General features: G+C 57.4%; 15 protein-coding genes. 4 read left to right on the forward strand and 11 right to left on the reverse strand.

The annotated features are described in order from the left end of the window. Positions 1 to 42 precede the first annotated feature (42 nt). On the forward strand, positions 43 to 966 hold the full coding sequence (locus ACOI6Z_RS13830) for a LysR family transcriptional regulator (RefSeq protein WP_049015163.1): 924 nt from the start codon (positions 43 to 45) through the stop codon (positions 964 to 966). Positions 967 to 1,026: 60 nt separating this feature from the next. On the opposite strand, the gene ACOI6Z_RS13835 is transcribed toward ACOI6Z_RS13830, so the two are convergent. Further along, positions 1,027 to 1,893: a LysR family transcriptional regulator gene (locus ACOI6Z_RS13835; RefSeq protein ID WP_420687414.1), complete on the reverse strand. Its 867-nt coding sequence runs from the start codon at positions 1,891 to 1,893 to the stop codon at positions 1,027 to 1,029. A gap of 138 nt (positions 1,894 to 2,031) precedes the next feature. Between ACOI6Z_RS13835 and ACOI6Z_RS13840 the strand changes: the two genes are divergently transcribed. Together ACOI6Z_RS13840 and ACOI6Z_RS13845 are read left to right on the forward strand one after the other, a co-directional pair. Next, complete coding sequence (locus ACOI6Z_RS13840; RefSeq protein WP_065812973.1) at positions 2,032 to 2,961, forward strand: aromatic alcohol reductase; 930 nt, start codon at positions 2,032 to 2,034, stop codon at positions 2,959 to 2,961. A 25-nt stretch (positions 2,962 to 2,986) separates the two neighbouring features. Continuing rightward, positions 2,987 to 3,193, forward strand: coding sequence for a DUF1471 domain-containing protein (locus ACOI6Z_RS13845; protein WP_032452602.1), 207 nt, complete (start codon positions 2,987 to 2,989; stop codon positions 3,191 to 3,193). Positions 3,194 to 3,243: 50 nt separating this feature from the next. Here the strand turns inward: ACOI6Z_RS13845 and ACOI6Z_RS13850 are convergent, their stop codons facing one another. Next, positions 3,244 to 4,122 (reverse strand): AraC family transcriptional regulator, encoded by an 879-nt coding sequence (locus tag ACOI6Z_RS13850; RefSeq protein ID WP_023289406.1) that lies wholly within the window; start codon positions 4,120 to 4,122, stop codon positions 3,244 to 3,246. A 158-nt stretch (positions 4,123 to 4,280) separates the two neighbouring features. Here ACOI6Z_RS13850 and ACOI6Z_RS13855 point away from each other — a divergent pair, with 158 nt between their 5' ends. Beyond that, a complete protein-coding gene (locus tag ACOI6Z_RS13855; protein WP_032452600.1) occupies positions 4,281 to 5,036 on the forward strand; it encodes an SDR family NAD(P)-dependent oxidoreductase in 756 nt (251 codons plus the stop codon). Positions 5,037 to 5,040: 4 nt separating this feature from the next. Here the strand turns inward: ACOI6Z_RS13855 and ACOI6Z_RS13860 are convergent, their stop codons facing one another. The 9 genes from ACOI6Z_RS13860 to ACOI6Z_RS13900 form a co-directional block, all read right to left on the reverse strand. Continuing rightward, the gene (locus tag ACOI6Z_RS13860) at positions 5,041 to 5,535 is read right to left on the reverse strand and encodes a hypothetical protein (RefSeq protein WP_065812974.1); all 495 of its coding nucleotides are present in this window, start codon (positions 5,533 to 5,535) and stop codon (positions 5,041 to 5,043) included. A 126-nt stretch (positions 5,536 to 5,661) separates the two neighbouring features. Next, positions 5,662 to 6,204 carry a type VI secretion system lipoprotein TssJ gene (gene tssJ / locus ACOI6Z_RS13865; protein WP_049015155.1) on the reverse strand — a complete coding sequence of 181 codons (543 nt, stop codon included), beginning with the start codon at positions 6,202 to 6,204 and terminating at the stop codon, positions 5,662 to 5,664. Then, the gene (tssG, locus tag ACOI6Z_RS13870; protein WP_065812975.1) at positions 6,182 to 7,267 is read right to left on the reverse strand and encodes a type VI secretion system baseplate subunit TssG; all 1,086 of its coding nucleotides are present in this window, start codon (positions 7,265 to 7,267) and stop codon (positions 6,182 to 6,184) included. The genes tssJ and tssG overlap by 23 nt, the downstream gene beginning before the upstream one ends. Next, the gene (tssF, locus tag ACOI6Z_RS13875) at positions 7,231 to 8,985 is read right to left on the reverse strand and encodes a type VI secretion system baseplate subunit TssF (protein WP_065812976.1); all 1,755 of its coding nucleotides are present in this window, start codon (positions 8,983 to 8,985) and stop codon (positions 7,231 to 7,233) included. The genes tssG and tssF overlap by 37 nt, the downstream gene beginning before the upstream one ends. A 76-nt stretch (positions 8,986 to 9,061) precedes the next feature. Next, a complete protein-coding gene (locus ACOI6Z_RS13880; protein WP_077269270.1) occupies positions 9,062 to 9,532 on the reverse strand; it encodes a hypothetical protein in 471 nt (156 codons plus the stop codon). Next, entirely contained in the window at positions 9,529 to 10,584 is a 1,056-nt protein-coding gene (locus ACOI6Z_RS13885; protein ID WP_074423656.1) for a polymorphic toxin type 44 domain-containing protein, read from the reverse strand. The genes ACOI6Z_RS13880 and ACOI6Z_RS13885 overlap by 4 nt, the downstream gene beginning before the upstream one ends. A 30-nt stretch (positions 10,585 to 10,614) precedes the next feature. Then, positions 10,615 to 12,213: a type VI secretion system protein TssA gene (tssA, locus tag ACOI6Z_RS13890; RefSeq protein WP_420687415.1), complete on the reverse strand. Its 1,599-nt coding sequence runs from the start codon at positions 12,211 to 12,213 to the stop codon at positions 10,615 to 10,617. Next, positions 12,210 to 15,668, reverse strand: coding sequence for an ImcF-related family protein (locus ACOI6Z_RS13895; protein WP_077269271.1), 3,459 nt, complete (start codon positions 15,666 to 15,668; stop codon positions 12,210 to 12,212). The genes tssA and ACOI6Z_RS13895 overlap by 4 nt, the downstream gene beginning before the upstream one ends. Beyond that, positions 15,665 to 16,873: a hypothetical protein gene (locus ACOI6Z_RS13900; protein WP_065812979.1), complete on the reverse strand. Its 1,209-nt coding sequence runs from the start codon at positions 16,871 to 16,873 to the stop codon at positions 15,665 to 15,667. The genes ACOI6Z_RS13895 and ACOI6Z_RS13900 overlap by 4 nt, the downstream gene beginning before the upstream one ends. Between the last annotated feature and the right edge of the window lie 8 nt (positions 16,874 to 16,881).

A 16,881-nucleotide genomic window follows, 5' to 3' on the forward strand; every position in this document is an offset into this window, starting at 1 on the left:
ACTATGCTGCCGGGATAACCCACATTCAAATTGATTAACATAATGAAGAAAATCATTGAAAATGATTTTAGTCGTATCGATCTGAATTTGTTGACGGTCTTGATGGTGCTGTACCGCGAAGCCAGCGTTACCCGCACCGCAGAGGCGCTGCATCTTGGCCAACCGGCCATCAGCGGGGCGCTGAAACGGCTGCGCGAGATGTTTGACGATCCGCTGTTCGTGCGCAGCGCCAGAGGCATGCTGCCGACCCCGCGGGCGCAAGCGCTGATGACCGAACTGCAGCCGCTGATGGAACACCTGCATTCGGCAATGTTTGGCGCCGGGGAGTTTTCCCCCGCCAGCGCGCAGCAGCTTTTCCGCGTCGGCCTCAGCGACTGGAGCGAACACTGGCTGATGCCGCAGCTGTTACCCGGACTGATGCAGGAGGCGCCCGGGGTGTCGCTCCAGACACTCGCCGCCGACCCCTTCCAGGTACGCCAGCTGCTGGAGGCGGATCGCATTGATGTCGCGGTGTCCCTCAACAAGCAGAGCCGCGGGGAGATCGTCAGCGAACCGGTGATGAGCATGGGGGTGACCACCCTCTGGTCGCCGCAGCAGATCCCCTGCCGCGGGCCGTTGTCGGTGGGCGATTTCGTCGCCTGGGAACATGTGATGGTGGCCTATCGCGAAACCGGCCACGGGGAAATAGATCGCCAGCTCGCCAGTCAGGGACTCGCGCGGCGCGTGCGCTTCGCCACGCAGAATTTCTCCACCTTTCCCCTCCTGCTCACCACCCTGCCGCTCTTCGCCACCGTCCCCCAGGGGCTGGCGCAACGCTGGCAGGCGCAGTATGCGCTGCGCGCGGACGCCCCGCCGGTGGCCTACCCGGAATTTACCCTGTGTATACTGCGCCACAAACGCCGGGCGCAGGATCCGGCGCTGAACTGGCTGATAGCGAGGATAAAACAGGCCATGCGCGGACCATAGCGGTAGCGAATACCACCGTCATCAGGCCTCGCTGCGCGGGGGTTGCAGAACGCGCCTGCTTCAGTCGTAAAACGCGCGCACCGCCGGCGGCAGATAGCGGTTTTGCGGATAGACCAGCGACAGGGGAAGATCAGCCGCGGCCTGCTCCAGACAGGCGACCAACGCGCCGCTCTGCAGCCAGGGTTGCGCCAGATAGCTGGCGACGCGGATCAGGCCCAGCCCCTGAACGCCGGCCTGGATATAGGCCTCGGTATCGTCGACCACCAGCGTCTCCTGCATGCGGATCGCGCAGTCGCCGTCATCGAGGGAGAAAAGCCAGTCGATGGTCCGCCCGGTACGGTGGTTCAGGTATCCCACCGCCCGGTGCTGGTGCAGATCGTCGATGCTTTGCGGCCGGCCGTGGGCCGCTATCCAGGCCGGCGAGGCGAGGACCATCCAGCGGTAGCGGGCCAGAGGGCGCGCCACCAGGGTGGTGGAATCTTCGATTTGCCCGGTACGGATCACGCAGTCGAATCCCTCCTGGATAATATCTTCCACGTTGTCGCTTGAGCAGAGGATCAGCTCCAGGTCGGGATACTGCTGCAGAAACTCGCCGATCCTCGGCAAAACGCAGTGCCGGGCGAGAGATTGCGGCATCCCCACCTTGAACCGCCCGGCGGGCTGCGCCGAGCGGCCGGGAAAGGAGGCTTCCATCGCCGTCATTTCGGCCAGCAGCCGTTTACACTCTTCGTAATACCGACGCCCCTCCGCCGTCACGCTGAGCTTGCGGGTGGTGCGCTGAAGAAGCTGCGCCCCAAGCCAGGCTTCCAGCTCCTTCACTACCCGCGACACCGTTGAGCGCGGCTGCCCCAGCGCCTCCGCCGCCCGGGCGAAGCTGTGGGCATCCACAACCGCAACATACAACTGCATGGCATCCAGTCTGTCCATTTGGTGCTCCCCCGACGGTTATTATCCCATTATGACGAACAGTCTAACCCGAAATCCTGTTCTTATCGAATGATGCCCTCCCCCCTACACTGAGCCTGTAGCCAGTGAATACAAGGCTTAACTGAGCAAGGAGTTAAAATGAAAACTGATGATATTAATCTTGAGGAAAAAGTATTAGTTCTGGGAGCGGGACAACTGGGGGCCGCCGTACTGGATGCGCTGGTGCCAGCGGTGATCCAGCGCCAGGGCGCGGTCTCGGTGATCGTCTCGCCGGCGGCCTGGGATGAAACCGGCCAGCTGCGTTCGGCAAGCCACCGGGCGCTGGCCGACGCCGGGGCCGCCTTTCTCGCCGTCGACATCGCCGGTAGTTCACTGGAGACCCTGACCGGCGCGTTTCGCGGGTACAGCACCGTGATTAACTGCATGGGCTTTGTCGCCGGTCCGGGGACGCAGCTGAAAATTACCCGCGCGGTGCTGGCCGCCGGAGTGCCTCGCTATTTTCCCTGGCAGTTTGGCGTCAATTATGATGTGGTCGGCAAAGGCAGCGGCCAGCCGGTCTGGGACGAGCAGTATGATGTCCGGACCCTGCTGCGCGCGCAGCAGGCCACGGAGTGGGTCATTGTCTCCACCGGCATGTTTACCAGCTTTCTCTTCGAGCCAGACTTCGATGTGGTGAATTTATCCGCCCGAACCCTTCACGCCCTTGGCAGCTGGGACACCCAGGTGACCGTCACCTCGCCAGCGGATATTGGCCGCCTGACCACCGCGATTTATCTGCATCAGCCGCGGATCGTCAACGAGGTGACGTTTGTTGCCGGCGAAACGACCTCTTACCGGCAGCTGGCGGACACCGTGGAGCGCGTGACGCAGCAGACGTTCAGCAAAGCCCTTCACACCCTGTCCGCCCTGCTGGACCAACTGCGGACAGACCCGGATAACGCCATGCTGCGCTATCGCGCCGCCTTCGCCCGGGGGGATGGCGTGTGGTGGCCGATGGGCGACACCTGGAATACCCGCCACCATCTGCCGACCCAGGACATTGCCGGCTGGCTGCAGGCCGCGCGCTGATTTTCTCTCACAGGACAGAATGACGATGAACAAGCTGATTCCACTGATCGTATTGAGTTGCCTGCTGCCGCTGGCGGTCAACGCCAGGACCCTCACCGCCACCGGCGATACCCTGGACCACGCGGAAAGTAAAATTCGCCAGCAGGCCGCCCGCGAGGGCGCAACCGCCTATCGGATCATTGAGGCGCGAATGGGTAACAAAGTGCACATCACGGCGACACTCGATAACTGAACCACCGCTATCCGGCTCAGGGAGGAGCCGCCGCCAGCCCGCGCGCCAGATCAGGCGCTCATTCTTTCCCGTCGACGGTCGCGGCCCGGCGGCGCGCCGTACAGGCGAGCGTATTCCCGGGTGAACTGCGACACGCTGATATAGCCCACTTCGCCGGCCGCCTGCGCAATGCTCATCCCTTCCGCCAGCATCAGGCGGCGGGCGTGGATCAGGCGCAACTGCTTCTGAAACTGCAGCGGCGACAAGGTGGTCATGGCGCGGAAATGACGGTGAAAGACCGAAACGCTCATCCCGGCGGCGTCGGCCAGCGCGTCGACGCTGACTGGCTGCATAAAATCCCGGCGCAGCACCGCCACCGCCCGGCGGATCCGCGCCGAATGGCCGTCTGCGACGCCCAGCGCCCGGATGGCCGCCCCGTGAACACTCTGCAATAGCCAGTAATGCAGCTCCCGCCGCAGCCCTTCGCCTAACACCGCCAGCGCCCCCGGTTGATCAAACAGTCTTGCCAGCCGGTAAGCGGCGTCCGTCACGTCGGCATTCATCGGTTCGATACCCACGCGGGGCGCCTCATCCGCCCCTGACGGCCCCACCTCCTGCAGCTCGCGCAGGATAGCCAGATCCAGCTCCAGCACCAGCGCGTAATAGGGAAAACGCTGGCTGGCCTCGGTGATCTGGCTGGTGGTGGGGACATCCGCGGCGATCACCATCGCCTCCCCCGGACCATAGTCGAAACTTGCCAGGCCGGTGGTCACGCTTTTGCGCCCCTGCAGCAGCATGGCCACCAGCGGCCTGGCGATGGCCGCCTGCAGATCGCCGGGGTGCAGGGCCCGCACCAGAGTGATGCCGGGAACCGGGGTAACCGCCACCCCGCTGCTATCGACATGAGCATCGGCATACCGGCGGCAGAGAGCGAAGAGTTCGTCGCGCATAAGATCCTTTCAGGCAAGTTTTAAAGCCTCAGTATGCGCTATTTCCCACCAGAAGAGAGGGTATTGAGAGGAATGGGCAAAAAATAACAAGGATTGGGCAACCCGGTCTGGTAGCCCCCCCCTATTGTAAGGACTCCACACACCAGAGAGGATCGAACATGACTAAGATTGCACTTATCACCGGCGCCAACCGCGGCCTTGGCCGTCAGACCGCACTGGATATCGCCCGCCAGGGTGGGGACGTCATCGTCACCTGCCGCGGCAATATTGAACAGGCGGAAGCGGTGGTGGCCGACATTCACGCCCTCGGCCGCAAGGCCATCGCCCTGCCGCTGGATATGGCGCAGACCGCCAGCTTTCCGGCCTTCGCAGACAGCCTGCGCGCTGCGCTGGGCAGCGTCTGGGGACGGGACACCTTCGACCATCTGATCAATAACGCGGGACACGGCGAATTTGCCCCGCTGGCCGAAACGCGCGAGGCGCAGTTCGACGGGCTGTTTAACGTCCACGTTAAGGGGGTGTTTTTCCTCGTTCAAACCCTGCTGCCGCTGCTGGCTGACGGCGGACGGATCGTTAACTTCTCCTCCGGACTGACCCGCGTCTCTTATCCTGGCTTCTCCGCCTACGCCGCGGCCAAAGCGGCTGTGGAGATGCTGAGCGTATACATGGCCCGCGAGCTGGGCGGGCGCGGCATCACCGTCAATACCGTCGCCCCCGGCGCTATCGCCACCGACTTTGGCGGCGGACTGGTGCGGGACGACGCGGGGGTTAACGCGCAGTTTGCCGCGATGACGGCGCTGGGACGGGTGGGCGTTCCCGAGGATATTGGGCCGATGATCGCCAGCCTGCTGCGCGACGATAACCGCTGGGTGACCGCCCAGCGGATCGAGGTATCGGGCGGACAGACCATCTGACCAGTCAGGCCAGGCTGTCGATCGCCATAAAAAAGCGGTCTTCGGTGAGAATCTGTCGCGCCTCCGGGGGCTGGCGCGCCTGACGGATCAACCAGCCGCCGTCCGGGGCCAGGCTCAGATAAAACACCTCCCGGGAGCCCGCCCCGCCAGGTGTCTCAAGGCTCAGGGTCACGACCCCCTTTTCCACGCCATCCCACAGCTGCTGCGGCACGATATTGACGCTGCGCTCGCCGTTTTGCAGGCGGAGAGTGGGGATATCGTAGCGGCAGATGCCGCTATTGAGGCTGTAGCCAAGGGTGCTCAGATCGTGGAGGTGTCGGGTCGAAACCACCACCTCGATGCCCGTTCCGTCAAACCACTGATTCACCTGCCGGGCGAGTGCCGCCATCTGCTGGCGAAACATGGCAATATCCGCGGCGGCCGCCCTATCGTAGGTGGTTGTCCGCGGCGGATTTTGCTGGTGCTGCAGTTTCTTAAAAAAACGCTCCCTCGCTGTCACGTTATCTCCCTGTGCTGTGATGAAACCGGTGAGGCTGGATGAGGATGGTTACCGCCAGTTCGCTGGTTAACGAAGATTACGGGCCAATCGCCACGATGGACCCGCCGCAGAAATTTGTTTTCGACATTACTTCGCCGCTTCAGGCCTGAGCCTTAGCTGGTTAGTTTCGGCGGTAAAAATACGTGGCTTGTCAGGATCCAATTCCTCACGCGCCAGCACCTGCTTCCAGGTATTTCTTTCTGTATCCGGATGGCGGAACAGGCCGACAACCGCCACGAACTTCGCCTGCGTTTCCAGCGGCATAGTGAGACTGGCGTCCCCTCCGGGGTTGATCACTACGTCGCGACTGGCGAGGAGATCGGCGGCGAGCAGAATATCCCCCTCCTCCAGCAGCTGCTGGTAAACCAGCCGGTCAAAGGTCCGGCGATCTTTAAGCTGATAGATGCGCACCACCACCGGTTCGGAGAGCGAGTGATTCTCTCTGGCATCGGTGTTGAGCGCTTCGCGCGCCGTAAAATCCAGATGCAGCGTATTAATTTGCTTATAAAAAACGGCGTTGAAGGCGGATTTTGTTCCCTCCGAGACGCGCTGGGTGAGCCCGCATCCGCTCAGGCAAAGCGCTAGCAGGGACAGCAGGCAGGCGGTTTTAATTAAACTTATACGTAACACGTCGGTTTCCTTGCGATGAGGTGGCAGGCTGCAGGCCGGTATAGGTGCCCAGTTCGGTGGTAAATGTCTGTGGGATATCATCCTGACTCTCACCCTCTCCAGCGCCCAGCACGCCGTTCATACCGAGCCAGAACGGTCCGTCCCCCAGCGGCGGGACAGCCAGCAGTCGGGTCGGCGCGGTCAGGGTGATTCTGGCCCGGAATCGCCAGCCCAGATACACCCGCAGCAGGATGAGAAAGTCCCGAAACAGCGGGCCATCAGGCTTCCAGCCCTGCGCCTCCTCGGGATTATCGGTGATAAGGGCGACGAGGAGCTGGCTACTGCTGTCCATCGCTTCGTCACCCAGCGGGGTATTGCCGTCCAGTAAGAAGTCGTCATCGCCGTAAAAGCCCAGCGGCTGGCTGACCGCCACCGGACGCAGGCAGTAAGGGCTCGCCCTGACGGTGGTCTTCGGGGCCAGCAGCGTGACCAGCGCCTGGATCCCCTGCTGAGTTTTGCCCGGCTGACGCAGCACGCCAGTCAGCGCCAGAAAGCGCGACGCTGGCGAGGCGATATGCCGCGTCGTGCCGGGGATGCCCAGCCCCGCCAGACCCAGCAACGACTGTGACAGGCGGTCGGTACCGCCGGGCTCAAAGGTGGCGGGCCAGCAGTATTTCCGCCAGAGGCGGTAATACTGCGTGATAATCCGGTGACTGAAGATATCCAGCACCCCCTGCAGCGCTTCATGCCCTTCCCTGCGCTGGGCGATATCATCGAGCCAGGCCGTCGGGAGCGGCGAATCGACACCGTACAAGCCCATAAAGGTGGTGCGAATGACCGGCGGCCCGCTGTCATTGGCCTCATCGTATTCCACGGCTCGGAGTTCGCTGGCGGGGAATCCCATCCCCGGATGCGGATAAAAACGTACCGGATCGTCAGCCGGATGGCTGGTCGCCCCCAGCAGCGGTTTATCGGGGTGCTGTCGTTCCAGAAGCTGACAAAAGCGGTAAAAATTGATCCGCGGCAGGTCGGCCTCCAGACGCGGCATCAGCCGGGAATGCGTCGGCTGTGCTTCTCTTCCCATTCCAGTCGTTCTCCGGTTGGTTGCAGAATGATAATCAGGCGGTTGAACAAGTAGATATCGGTGTAGAGCGCAAAGAAGCGGCTGAGCATCTCGCCAAACAGGCATATATCGCCTCGTCCGGCAAAGCCGCGGCTGTCGAGGGTGACTTCAATCTGCACGCCGCGCACCAGATGGCCCTGTGCAAAGCGCTGTGTTGCGCGGTGCTTCACCTCGAGGATGGCTTCCAGACGCCGACGATTCATCTCTCTGTCGGTCCATTCATACAGCGCCAGGGTGCCGCGCAGGACTTCAGCGTTGTCCATCAGGGAAAGAAAACTGCTGCCCAAATGGCTCAGCACCCGCCAGTGAAAACGATCCTGGGCAGGGGGATAGCACGGGAGCGTCGGCGCGCAGAGGTTACGAACCGCGACGCTGGCCGAGGTGGTTTTCATCACCGTATCGAGCACGGTGCTCTGCAGCGCACGACGCGGAAGCTGGCCGTTGGTTCCGGTGAGGGTGAGCGACAGGCTTTCATCTTCCGGTACGGTATGCTTGTCAAAGGCTTCCCCGCCGACGATAAGCCAGGTGTTATGCAACCCGGAGGGGCCACGGCGCACCCGGGTATGATAGTAATAATCAGGCGCGTCATGACGCATCATGCCGCCTTTGTGACGAAAGCTTGAGAACGGCGCGTAAGCCTGTTGGCTCGAGGAGATCACGGAATCGACGGTGTAAATTTCAGTGTGGCCGTCCTGCACGCGCAGTGGGCGCAGCAGGTATTCTGTCTGCAGGGAATTGATGGTCAGCGGATCAGACTCCAGCGGGAACAGGTTGATCGCCGGCACGCAGTGCAGGCGCAGCTGCTTTTCGCTGAAGCGGAAGTCATGTTCCCAGCGTTCCGCCAGCACGACGTCGATCTCAAACCACGCCATCCCGGCCGGGAAAGCCACCGTCTCCAGCCCGCGCAGGTCGATGAACATGAACTTTTCGCGGAAGGTAAAATACTCCAGCAGCAGCTGGTAGCCGCGAAAACTGCGGCCATCTTCGGGCCAGAGGCCGTCATCCTCGCCAAATCCCAGCGCGCTGAAATACCCGTCCAGCGGCTTTCTGTCCTCCTCACCGGGTACGCGCAGCCACATCCTGGCCACCTTGAGGGTAAAGGCCTCGTGCATGGCGCAGGCCAGCGGCGCATCGGCGTTGCAGTACAGCGGGATATGGCTGAGATCGATCCGGCGCCAGTCCGTCAGGCTGCTGCAGTTAAAGCGCAGCGTGATCACCGACCGGCCATCCGTATCGGTGGTCAGCTGAGCGCGCTCCAGGGACAACGGCTGCAGAGCGATCGCTTTGGTGGTGGTGTACCGACAGCGCGTGCCCTTTTCACCGATCGGCCGGGAAAGCACTTCAAAGCCTTTGGCCATCGTCATCGGCTCTTTCATTTCCTGCCAGTCGGGGGTGAATTCCACGACCGACAGGGAAGGAATGGTACGTAAATAATGTGGCCACAGCAGGCTGACCACGCCTTCGGTGAGTTCGGGCAGATCGTCATCGAGCTTCTGGCGCATGCGGCCCATCAGGAAGGCAAAACCTTCAAACAGACGCTCGACAAAGGGGTCGCGGGCGCCCGCTTTGTCAAGATTGAGCATTGCCGCCTGCTCAGGATGAGTGCGGGCAAACTCTTCACCCGCTTCCAGCAGGTAGCGCATTTCAGCGTCGTAATAACGCAGGGTTAAATCGTCCATATATTTATATTGATTTCCTTTCAGTTATCAGATTTTGAAATTGTCTACTAAAAAAATAATCTTTATAACACCTGAATTAATATTTATAATTAAATGCCTTTATTTTTTTAAAACATTTATTGCCAGGACTATTTTTAATCATGCCTTTAACAAAATCATCTTTTATATAAATCGACGCGTAGCACACGCCCTCTTTTGTGGAAAGAATAAAATTTTGACCGCCGCCACCTGCAGCGTTATATTCGTATTGACCGCCAATCCTCCAACCAATATCGAGTGCTGCATCTTTCCTAAACAGAGATATAAAAGAAACTTTAATTTTAACTCTTTTTCCAGGCGCTATAATTTCAGGCTTTGATCGTACTATACGCGCGACTTCGTCAGGCTCAGGTTCGACATTATATATACTCTCACCTGCATACACGAATATAGTTTCATTGGTGTTATTTATAATAACTACGACTGGCCTTATCGGAATAAAATGAACAACAATGAATGACACTGCCATAAATAATGCAATAGCTGTTAACGTTTTTATTTTTTTCAAAATGATTCGTCACTTTTTTCTGGATTATCTGTATTCCAGCACCAATGATTTTCTCTTGAGTGTGGAAGGCGCGCATCAGGTGTTTTTTCTAAAACGCAAAGAATATTATCTGCCGTCAACGTCTCTGCAAATTTCCCATGTTCATGAAAAAGATTAAACCCTATTTTCATGCTAGTAATATCATCCAGGGTATCATCCCCCATTGCACCTGGCGTCATGTTTTGTTCCCAAGTAGATCCTTTCAGGAGAATTGCTTCAGAAAAGCCGACACTAAGTCCAACATAACCATAATGTATGTTTGACCACACATCATAAAAATAATCATACTGTTTGAATTTATGGTAATAAGACTTTGATGATTTTCCTTTCCTGGGAAGTGGTCGTGCTACTGCAACGGATGAAAACCGATCGCGAATCTTCGGTTTATGATCCCAGATTGAACCTGTTTTCACGGTCTGATACCAAATAGCCATTGCAGAAAGTAAATCCCTTTTAGGGGGCGGACCCAGCTTTGCATAAAAAGGAAGTTTATTCCATTCAGTAAGCCTTTTTATTAGATAATCTTCGTCAATTAAATATCGTATTGTTTCTGCCGTATCGCTTCTGACATTCGCCTTGATTTCACTTAGTATATATTCTGCAACTTTAATCGCCCCATCTGTGTGAGTACATTGCCGTTCAGTCTTATTTTCTGGATGAGGATTCTTATCGGGATCCTGTAAAGATGCCTTAAGCCCATCGAGTGAAAATAAAGTAGTTATGCACTCACCTCCTTTCTCATAAGTATCATTTATCATTGATGGAATAAACTTCGCCTTACAGGGGCAAGTACTACAGCTGTCGAGGCTTCCAGCCATTCGCCGGCCGTGAATGGTATCGTTGTCGATGCCACCGGCAATCTTGTATCGACCCGGGTGCTTTCCGCAAGTGACGCTGTCCTGCTCCCGGGCAACAGGTTTATCAAACAGAGTGTGATCTTCAGCGCCCGTTGTTATTCTTCCGCCACAGGTCGTTCTGTCTCCCTGCACCAGATAAAATCCTTTAGTTGTCATAGGTTCTCCTTGGCGTCAGTTTCCGTTCAGTTAGCCGCAAAGCACCGCGCTACTGGCTGGATCGAGCGCAATCAGCCGCGCCAGCAACTGATCCATCTCCGGTTGCAACCGTAACTTTTCACTCTCGCTGCGAGTGGCTTTCATGCGCAGCAGCCTGAGCCGTCGCGATTTAATCTCGAATAACAGGGCTGGGATCCACTGCGTGAGGGTGATAGATCCTGCCGTATCGTCAAGTTCTTGCAGCAGATAGAGCGCGAGGTCATTCTTCCCCTTCTGTTCGGCCACGCGGGCCATCAGCAGGCGCAACAGCCATTTATCTTTAATGGATTCCGTGCCCGGGCGAGTCTGAAGCCAGTGGAGTGCAGCATCGAGACCGTCTGTGTCAGCCTTCTCAAGTGCTTCAGGTTCGAGGGCCAGAATGTCGTTATCAGCGCCGCTGGCAGCCGATACTGGCTCATCCCGCCAGATGGACATATCGTCGACTACATTCTGATTTATCCAGCTCAGCGTGACCTCATCGGCAAACGGCGTGCCATCGTTAAAAGCCAGTGTTTCAAGCCCGGTCAGACGGCGCAGCAATCCTTTCAGATCGGCAATGATAATATCGGCCAGCACATCCTGACCCGACTTCATCAGCGCCTGATGGATATACCATTGCAGGTCAAGCCAGAGATGATTAGCGCCACGTGAGAAGTTGCTGTCTGCCTGTTCCAGTATCTCCGACCAGCTCTGTTGAAGATACAGTCGCTTGAGCATGGCACGCTGATCTGCTCTGGGAGGCTCGATACGCGTTTTTCCATCAGCATCAGGCGCTGGGATGATTGTCAGGGTGTCATGACGAAGGCTTTTCATTAGCCGATGCGCGGCAAGCCAGCCATCGGGTTGAACACGCAGATATGCGGTCAGGGCTCGCGCCTGGGCCAGCAGATCCTGACCGGAAGAGATGTTGCTGAGAACTGGCGCTTCATATTCAGCCGTGCGGGAAGCAGTTTGATCCAGCCCCTGATTTCCGACGTTCTGAGGCACCACCGCTTCGACTCCCCCGCTCTTTATCAGGCGCGACTCCAGTGCGCCCCAGAGCGCTTGCAGATCTGGCCGTGATGTTTCGGGTTCTGACGTCAGACAATCATCAATGAGAAGCAGCGCGCCGATGGACCGCCTTGCGTCCTCCCGGACAACTTCTGGAAAAAGTGAAAGACTGTCCAACATACGTGTACCGCCCAACCACTCGAGGGCTGCTTTGCGGCTACGGTCGCGCTGCGGATGAAGCTGCATGCCATATTGTTGCAGCAATCCTGCCAGCAGCTCCAGCCCATCGGCCAAGCCAGCTTCCCCGTCCTGGTGTAAACGGGCCCAGCAGTAATAGGTGACAATCCGGATATCTTTTGTTGTTGCCAGTAACTGTCCAGCCAGCTGGCAAATCAGTCCCGTATCGACACCGGCGATCTTATTGACCTCCTCGCGGATACGCTGAAAATCATCGTCATAGCCCGGATCGCTGCCGGTGGGCTGGCTATCACTGATTGGCGCAAGCCATGACTGCCAGTTTTCCTGGCGTGACCGGGCCTGCTGGCGCAGTACGCTTTCATCCAACTGACTGGCGGCAACCAGATTTTGTAAAATACTCATTTTTCCATCTCATCCATGTCACTATTCCCTACCCCCGCCGTCAGGGCCTGTGCGCTCTCAGCCGCATCGACAGTGAAAATCTGATCCGGCAGGGTCAATCCGCGCAGCGCCAGAAGCACCAGCGGGCCGCTCCCAAGCTGGGAGCGCAGTACCCACTGCAGGGTGCGGCCATCCGGAGCGGTGAAGCTCATCATCCACTGGCTGCGTTCGAGCTGCTGGCGTTTACCCTGCTCCAGCCAGCGAATAAAACCCCAGGTTCCGCTGTAGTCACCAAACAGACGCGTGCCCGCATTGACGGTGGTCCAGGTCAGCAGAGCGCCGGGTTTATACGTTTCCCCCGGCCAGCGGAAAGTCTGCCAGTCGGCCATCTGATTGAAATAGCGCAGCTTTTGGCCGTCTATCGTCAGCTGTGTCTCCACGACCTGTGCAACAGGCCTGGCCTGCAATTCGAAGCTGATGCCCTGGCTGCCATCGGTGAAAAGAATGTCGGACAGCTGGCTTAGCTGGTTGATGGCGCGCAGAAAGGCTGGATTAAAGACCAGGCCGTGGCTGTTGACCTTATCCGGCACCCACTGACTACCTTCTTTATGCAGGACACCGTTCAGCTCCGTCGTAAGAAAACGTTCGATTCGCCCGCTGTCTTTGCGCACAAACTCAGCCAGCATCGGCAGAGAGGCGTCGCTTTTGCTGGCGGCAAACGGAAAGCGGCCGTCAAAGGCAGTGTGCCAGTTGGCGACTACCGATCGGCGCCATTTATCATTCAGACTGGCCGCCGACGGCAGAAGCACGGTTTCCCAGGCCTGAGTCAGCGGCTGCACAAACAGAGTGTTACCGAAGCCACTCCACTCTTCGCCAAGGCTTGCCGAAATCAGACTGCCATATTGTTGCGTGTCGGTCAGGTCGACGCTTTTCCCCTGGAAGACGGTCTGCGCCAGGGTCTGCATCATCTCCTGCGGATCGGAGGCATTCGCAACCTGCTGCAGACGCAGGCGCACGCGGGTGATGCGGGTCAGATAGGTTTGCAGGCTCAGGGTGCTGTCGGCCGACATGACGTTGTTGCCCGTGTTTTTCCCCATTAGCTGGAGCAGTGGGCCGAACGTGTCATCCAGAGGCCCCTGCGGCCCGGCTGCCGACTGGTCGATGACCGGCTTGTCTTTTCCGCCCACCAGATCTTTGGCCGATTTAATAAGGCTGTCCGACAGCCCCTCCCTTTGTTGCCCCGCCTGCCCCTGCCAGGCAAGGGTATTCATCAGGGCAATCAGCGGCGACTGGCGGACATCGCTTATCAGCGTGAGCTGGTCGGTAACATCAGCAATGGTGGTCGCCGGATTAAGTCGCAGACTGTTGAGAAAATTCAGCCAGCTGCCAGCGAAATCGGTGAAGTAGCGTCGGGTCAGACGCGCTTTCAGCGCCTCCGGCGACAGGTCTGTCGACACCGTTTTGCGCGAATCGCTCAGCACCCAGTCGATTTCCTCCCGGCGCGAGCTGGCTGCCTTATCAATGGCCTGCTGAATGCCGCCTTCCCATGCCTGGCGGGTAAACATCCCCGGGACCACTTCATCGGTGGTAAACAGGCGGCGCGCATCGGTGCCACTGGTCATGTCTTCCAGCGATACATCGGCAAAATTACGACGCACGGATTTGAGCATGTTCTCATATAAGGTGCTTTCGGCATTGCGGCGACCTATCTGCTGCAACAGAACCTGACGGCTCTGACTGACACGTTGTGCATCCGGGATGATCTTCCACTCTGGCCGCTCGGGCAGCAGGGAGAGATAAAAGGCCCACAGATCCGGCGCCAGACTTTGCCACAGTCCGGTCGAGATCCCCTTTCGCGTTGGCTGGACCGTTTTCATGGTCTGCGCGAAAAAGGCGCCATCGGCTTTATCCGGACGAGCCATCATCAGCCAGGCTTTCAGCTGGTCATAGCCCGGTTTCGCCAGCCGGGCTCGCTGGTCGCTATTGGGTGCGGAGTTGACCAGCGCGCTGAGCGCCTGCTGCAGCGCGACATTGGCCGGGTCACGTATCAGGCGGTTGTTTGCCACGCCGTACCAGGGCAGGACGGCGTCTAATAGTTGCTGATGATGGTCCAGACCAAAGCGCCGATACCAGGGCGCTCCCTTCTGGCCATCGTGCACGAGACGGCCGGCCTCATTGCGCAGGGCATGGAGGGCCGTCAGTTGATAGTCAGAAACAGAGGGGTGGGTCAGCAGGTCACGGGCTTTTCCCGCTACCGAAACAATCTGGCTGTAATTAAGGGTAAAGGAGAGCAGCAGTCCCGCCGCCCACAGGCCGAGGATGGCCATCAGACCGCACGCCAGGCCCCGCTCCCACGCCATTCCCACGTGATGCCCGCGTAAACGGCGGCAGTCATCGACGATTCCCTGCCAGGTGGCGGGCAGCGTCAGGAGATGAGGCTGGCCCGCAGGCGAGGTATCAGCCTCCTGATAAGGATCTACGGTACGAGGCGCCGGCAGGCTAAACATTAGGCCTCGCAGCGCAAACTTCTGCCGCGAGGCGGTCAGCCATGGCGCCAGCTGCCAGCGCCATTGCGCGATCCCCCCGTCGAGAAGCTGCTGCCCCAGACGCAGCAGGAAGTCGTGGCGGGTCTCCTCCGCGATCTGGCGCATCCCCTGCTCCCGCAGCGTGGGCAGCATCTGCGCAAGCTGACGGGCGACATCGTCCTCGGTAGCGCGTAACGGGAAGCTAACCCCTACCGCCTGCACCGCGCGGTCAGCCTGCGACCACTCACTGCCGCACAGTTTCCACAGCCAGACCGGAGCGGCATAGCCCAGCAGTTCGCTAATTTTTTCCAGCCCGCGCAGGTCGTTTTCGCTTATCTGCGGCGTCAGGGTGAGAGACGATGGCATCACCCGCACAATCCCGTCCAGAGGACGGCCGCGGCGCAGCTTGCGTAGCGCGATGTATTTTTTTCGGTCAGGCTCCGATGCAAGGCTGCCGCCGTAAATCAGCACGGTGCGGTTGCCTTCAAGCCAGTGCTGCCGTTGTAGGCCGGGAACCAGTTGTTCGATTGCCGACTCATCGCCAGTGACCAGAAGCAGGCGGACTTTGCGCCGCCAGTGAATTCCAATTCGGGTTCGCAGATGGTCACGTATCCTGGCACACATCACCACTGCCGGAGAAACAGAGATGTTTTCACTCTCATTTTTTCTCTCATTATCATCACCACAGGTGACATCCAGGAGAGCCTCAAACTCCTTTTTACCGGCACTGAGCGCTGTCCAGAGGAGCACAACTGACATGATAAATATACATCCCGTAATGCAACACCCACCAATAAGCCAGTAAATCTGCTGCTGATTATCGTCCTCAAGTCCGGCCATGTCAGGATGTTTCCAGACGATAAATGTCATTGCAGCCAAGAGTAAAAAGAGAATGAATACAACAGAAAGATAGCGACCTTCCGTAGTTTTCGGTGCTAAAAGTAACTTCACGGATCCATCTCCTGTCTTGAAGCTATCGGAGTAATAAGCGTGCTCCACAGTACATTCTGAGTGGTATCTCCGCATATGATCATCTGTGGCGATTGTGTTTGTCGGGCAATTTCAGTGGCGGCAGCAATAGCCAGCCAGGGTGCAGCGGCTCCAGCATTCCCCATAGATATATCGAGTGAAATGACATCCTCATCTTTTACGCACTGCGCAGGATGTGCATTCTGACATCCAATCGCTTCTGCACGTTGCTCACCTGCCATTCCAGCGAGCCATAAATTTTTCACCATATTTTCTTTTAGCGGGACGTTCCAGGCGGCCATGCCCATCCCCTCGCTCAGTTCACCTGATCGAGCAGCATCTGGCCGGTGTAATAACGCTTGGGGTTCGAATACATCCTGCGTCAGGCGGTTACCAAGAAGAAGAGCTACCCCGGCTTCTGCGGTGTTGTCAGAAATGACCGGATTAAACTGGAGCCCTATAATCAATAACATTGCTTTATCTTTAGTACGTACGTTCAACCAGTGTTCAATTATGCTAAGTCCATTCCCTTCGCCGTATTCAACTGGAATATTAATATTATTGCTTTGCCAAGCCGCATCCCAGTATTGGCGAATACTTTTCAGAGGCAGCGATGTTGTTACATCAAAAAATACTACTAATGGATATTTATCAGGAATTTGTGTAAAAGGAATTTCGGCTATCAACTGCGAAAAAATATTTGTTATTACGAATTTCAGAGAATCCTGCGGGCTGGAAGTAATTTGGCTCATTCTGGAGCTTTCATTACCATCCCGGTCAACCTGTGAAACAATAATGCTTTCGTTGTTTTGCATAGCAATAGCTGTATCTTTCTGAGCAACTGATGGGTGGCCGGTAATAAATGTTGCATTCAGCACCTGCAGTGCACGCCGTGCCTTACGGGTTTCCCGCAGAATCCACTGTTCTCGCTGTTTGTCAAAAGCGTTTGCTTTACTATCCTGTAAAGACCCAAGAAGCAGACGAGAAGAAAGCAAGACACTCCATAAAGCAACAGGAAAACCTAATGCTAATTTCCAAAAATACAGACTTTCAAGATAATTTCCCCAAATATACAATAAGATAATGCTGACCAAAAACATGACAACCAGAGCAATAAGCCAACGAGAGAAATTCAGAGGCTTAGTTCTGGGATAGCGTCTTGGCAAATTTTTAAGTGTATATGGCATCTGTTTTC

It is taken from the genome of Klebsiella sp. C239 (assembly GCF_048822715.1).
Taxonomy (GTDB): domain Bacteria; phylum Pseudomonadota; class Gammaproteobacteria; order Enterobacterales; family Enterobacteriaceae; genus Klebsiella; species Klebsiella quasipneumoniae.

Bases quoted from the DNA above. Each gene is read 5' to 3' on its own strand.
- ACOI6Z_RS13840 (WP_065812973.1), top strand. From the start codon at position 2,032: ATGAAAACTGATGATATTAATCTTGAGGAAAAAGTATTAGTTCTGGGA.
- ACOI6Z_RS13900 (WP_065812979.1), bottom strand. From the start codon at position 16,873: ATGCCATATACACTTAAAAATTTGCCAAGACGCTATCCCAGAACTAAG.
- ACOI6Z_RS13885 (WP_074423656.1), bottom strand. From the start codon at position 10,584: ATGACAACTAAAGGATTTTATCTGGTGCAGGGAGACAGAACGACCTGT.
- ACOI6Z_RS13845 (WP_032452602.1), top strand. From the start codon at position 2,987: ATGAACAAGCTGATTCCACTGATCGTATTGAGTTGCCTGCTGCCGCTG.
- tssF (WP_065812976.1), bottom strand. From the start codon at position 8,985: ATGGACGATTTAACCCTGCGTTATTACGACGCTGAAATGCGCTACCTG.
- tssA (WP_420687415.1), bottom strand. From the start codon at position 12,213: ATGAGTATTTTACAAAATCTGGTTGCCGCCAGTCAGTTGGATGAAAGC.
- ACOI6Z_RS13830 (WP_049015163.1), top strand. From the start codon at position 43: ATGAAGAAAATCATTGAAAATGATTTTAGTCGTATCGATCTGAATTTG.
- ACOI6Z_RS13835 (WP_420687414.1), bottom strand. From the start codon at position 1,893: ATGGACAGACTGGATGCCATGCAGTTGTATGTTGCGGTTGTGGATGCC.
- ACOI6Z_RS13850 (WP_023289406.1), bottom strand. From the start codon at position 4,122: ATGCGCGACGAACTCTTCGCTCTCTGCCGCCGGTATGCCGATGCTCAT.
- ACOI6Z_RS13855 (WP_032452600.1), top strand. From the start codon at position 4,281: ATGACTAAGATTGCACTTATCACCGGCGCCAACCGCGGCCTTGGCCGT.
- tssG (WP_065812975.1), bottom strand. From the start codon at position 7,267: ATGGGAAGAGAAGCACAGCCGACGCATTCCCGGCTGATGCCGCGTCTG.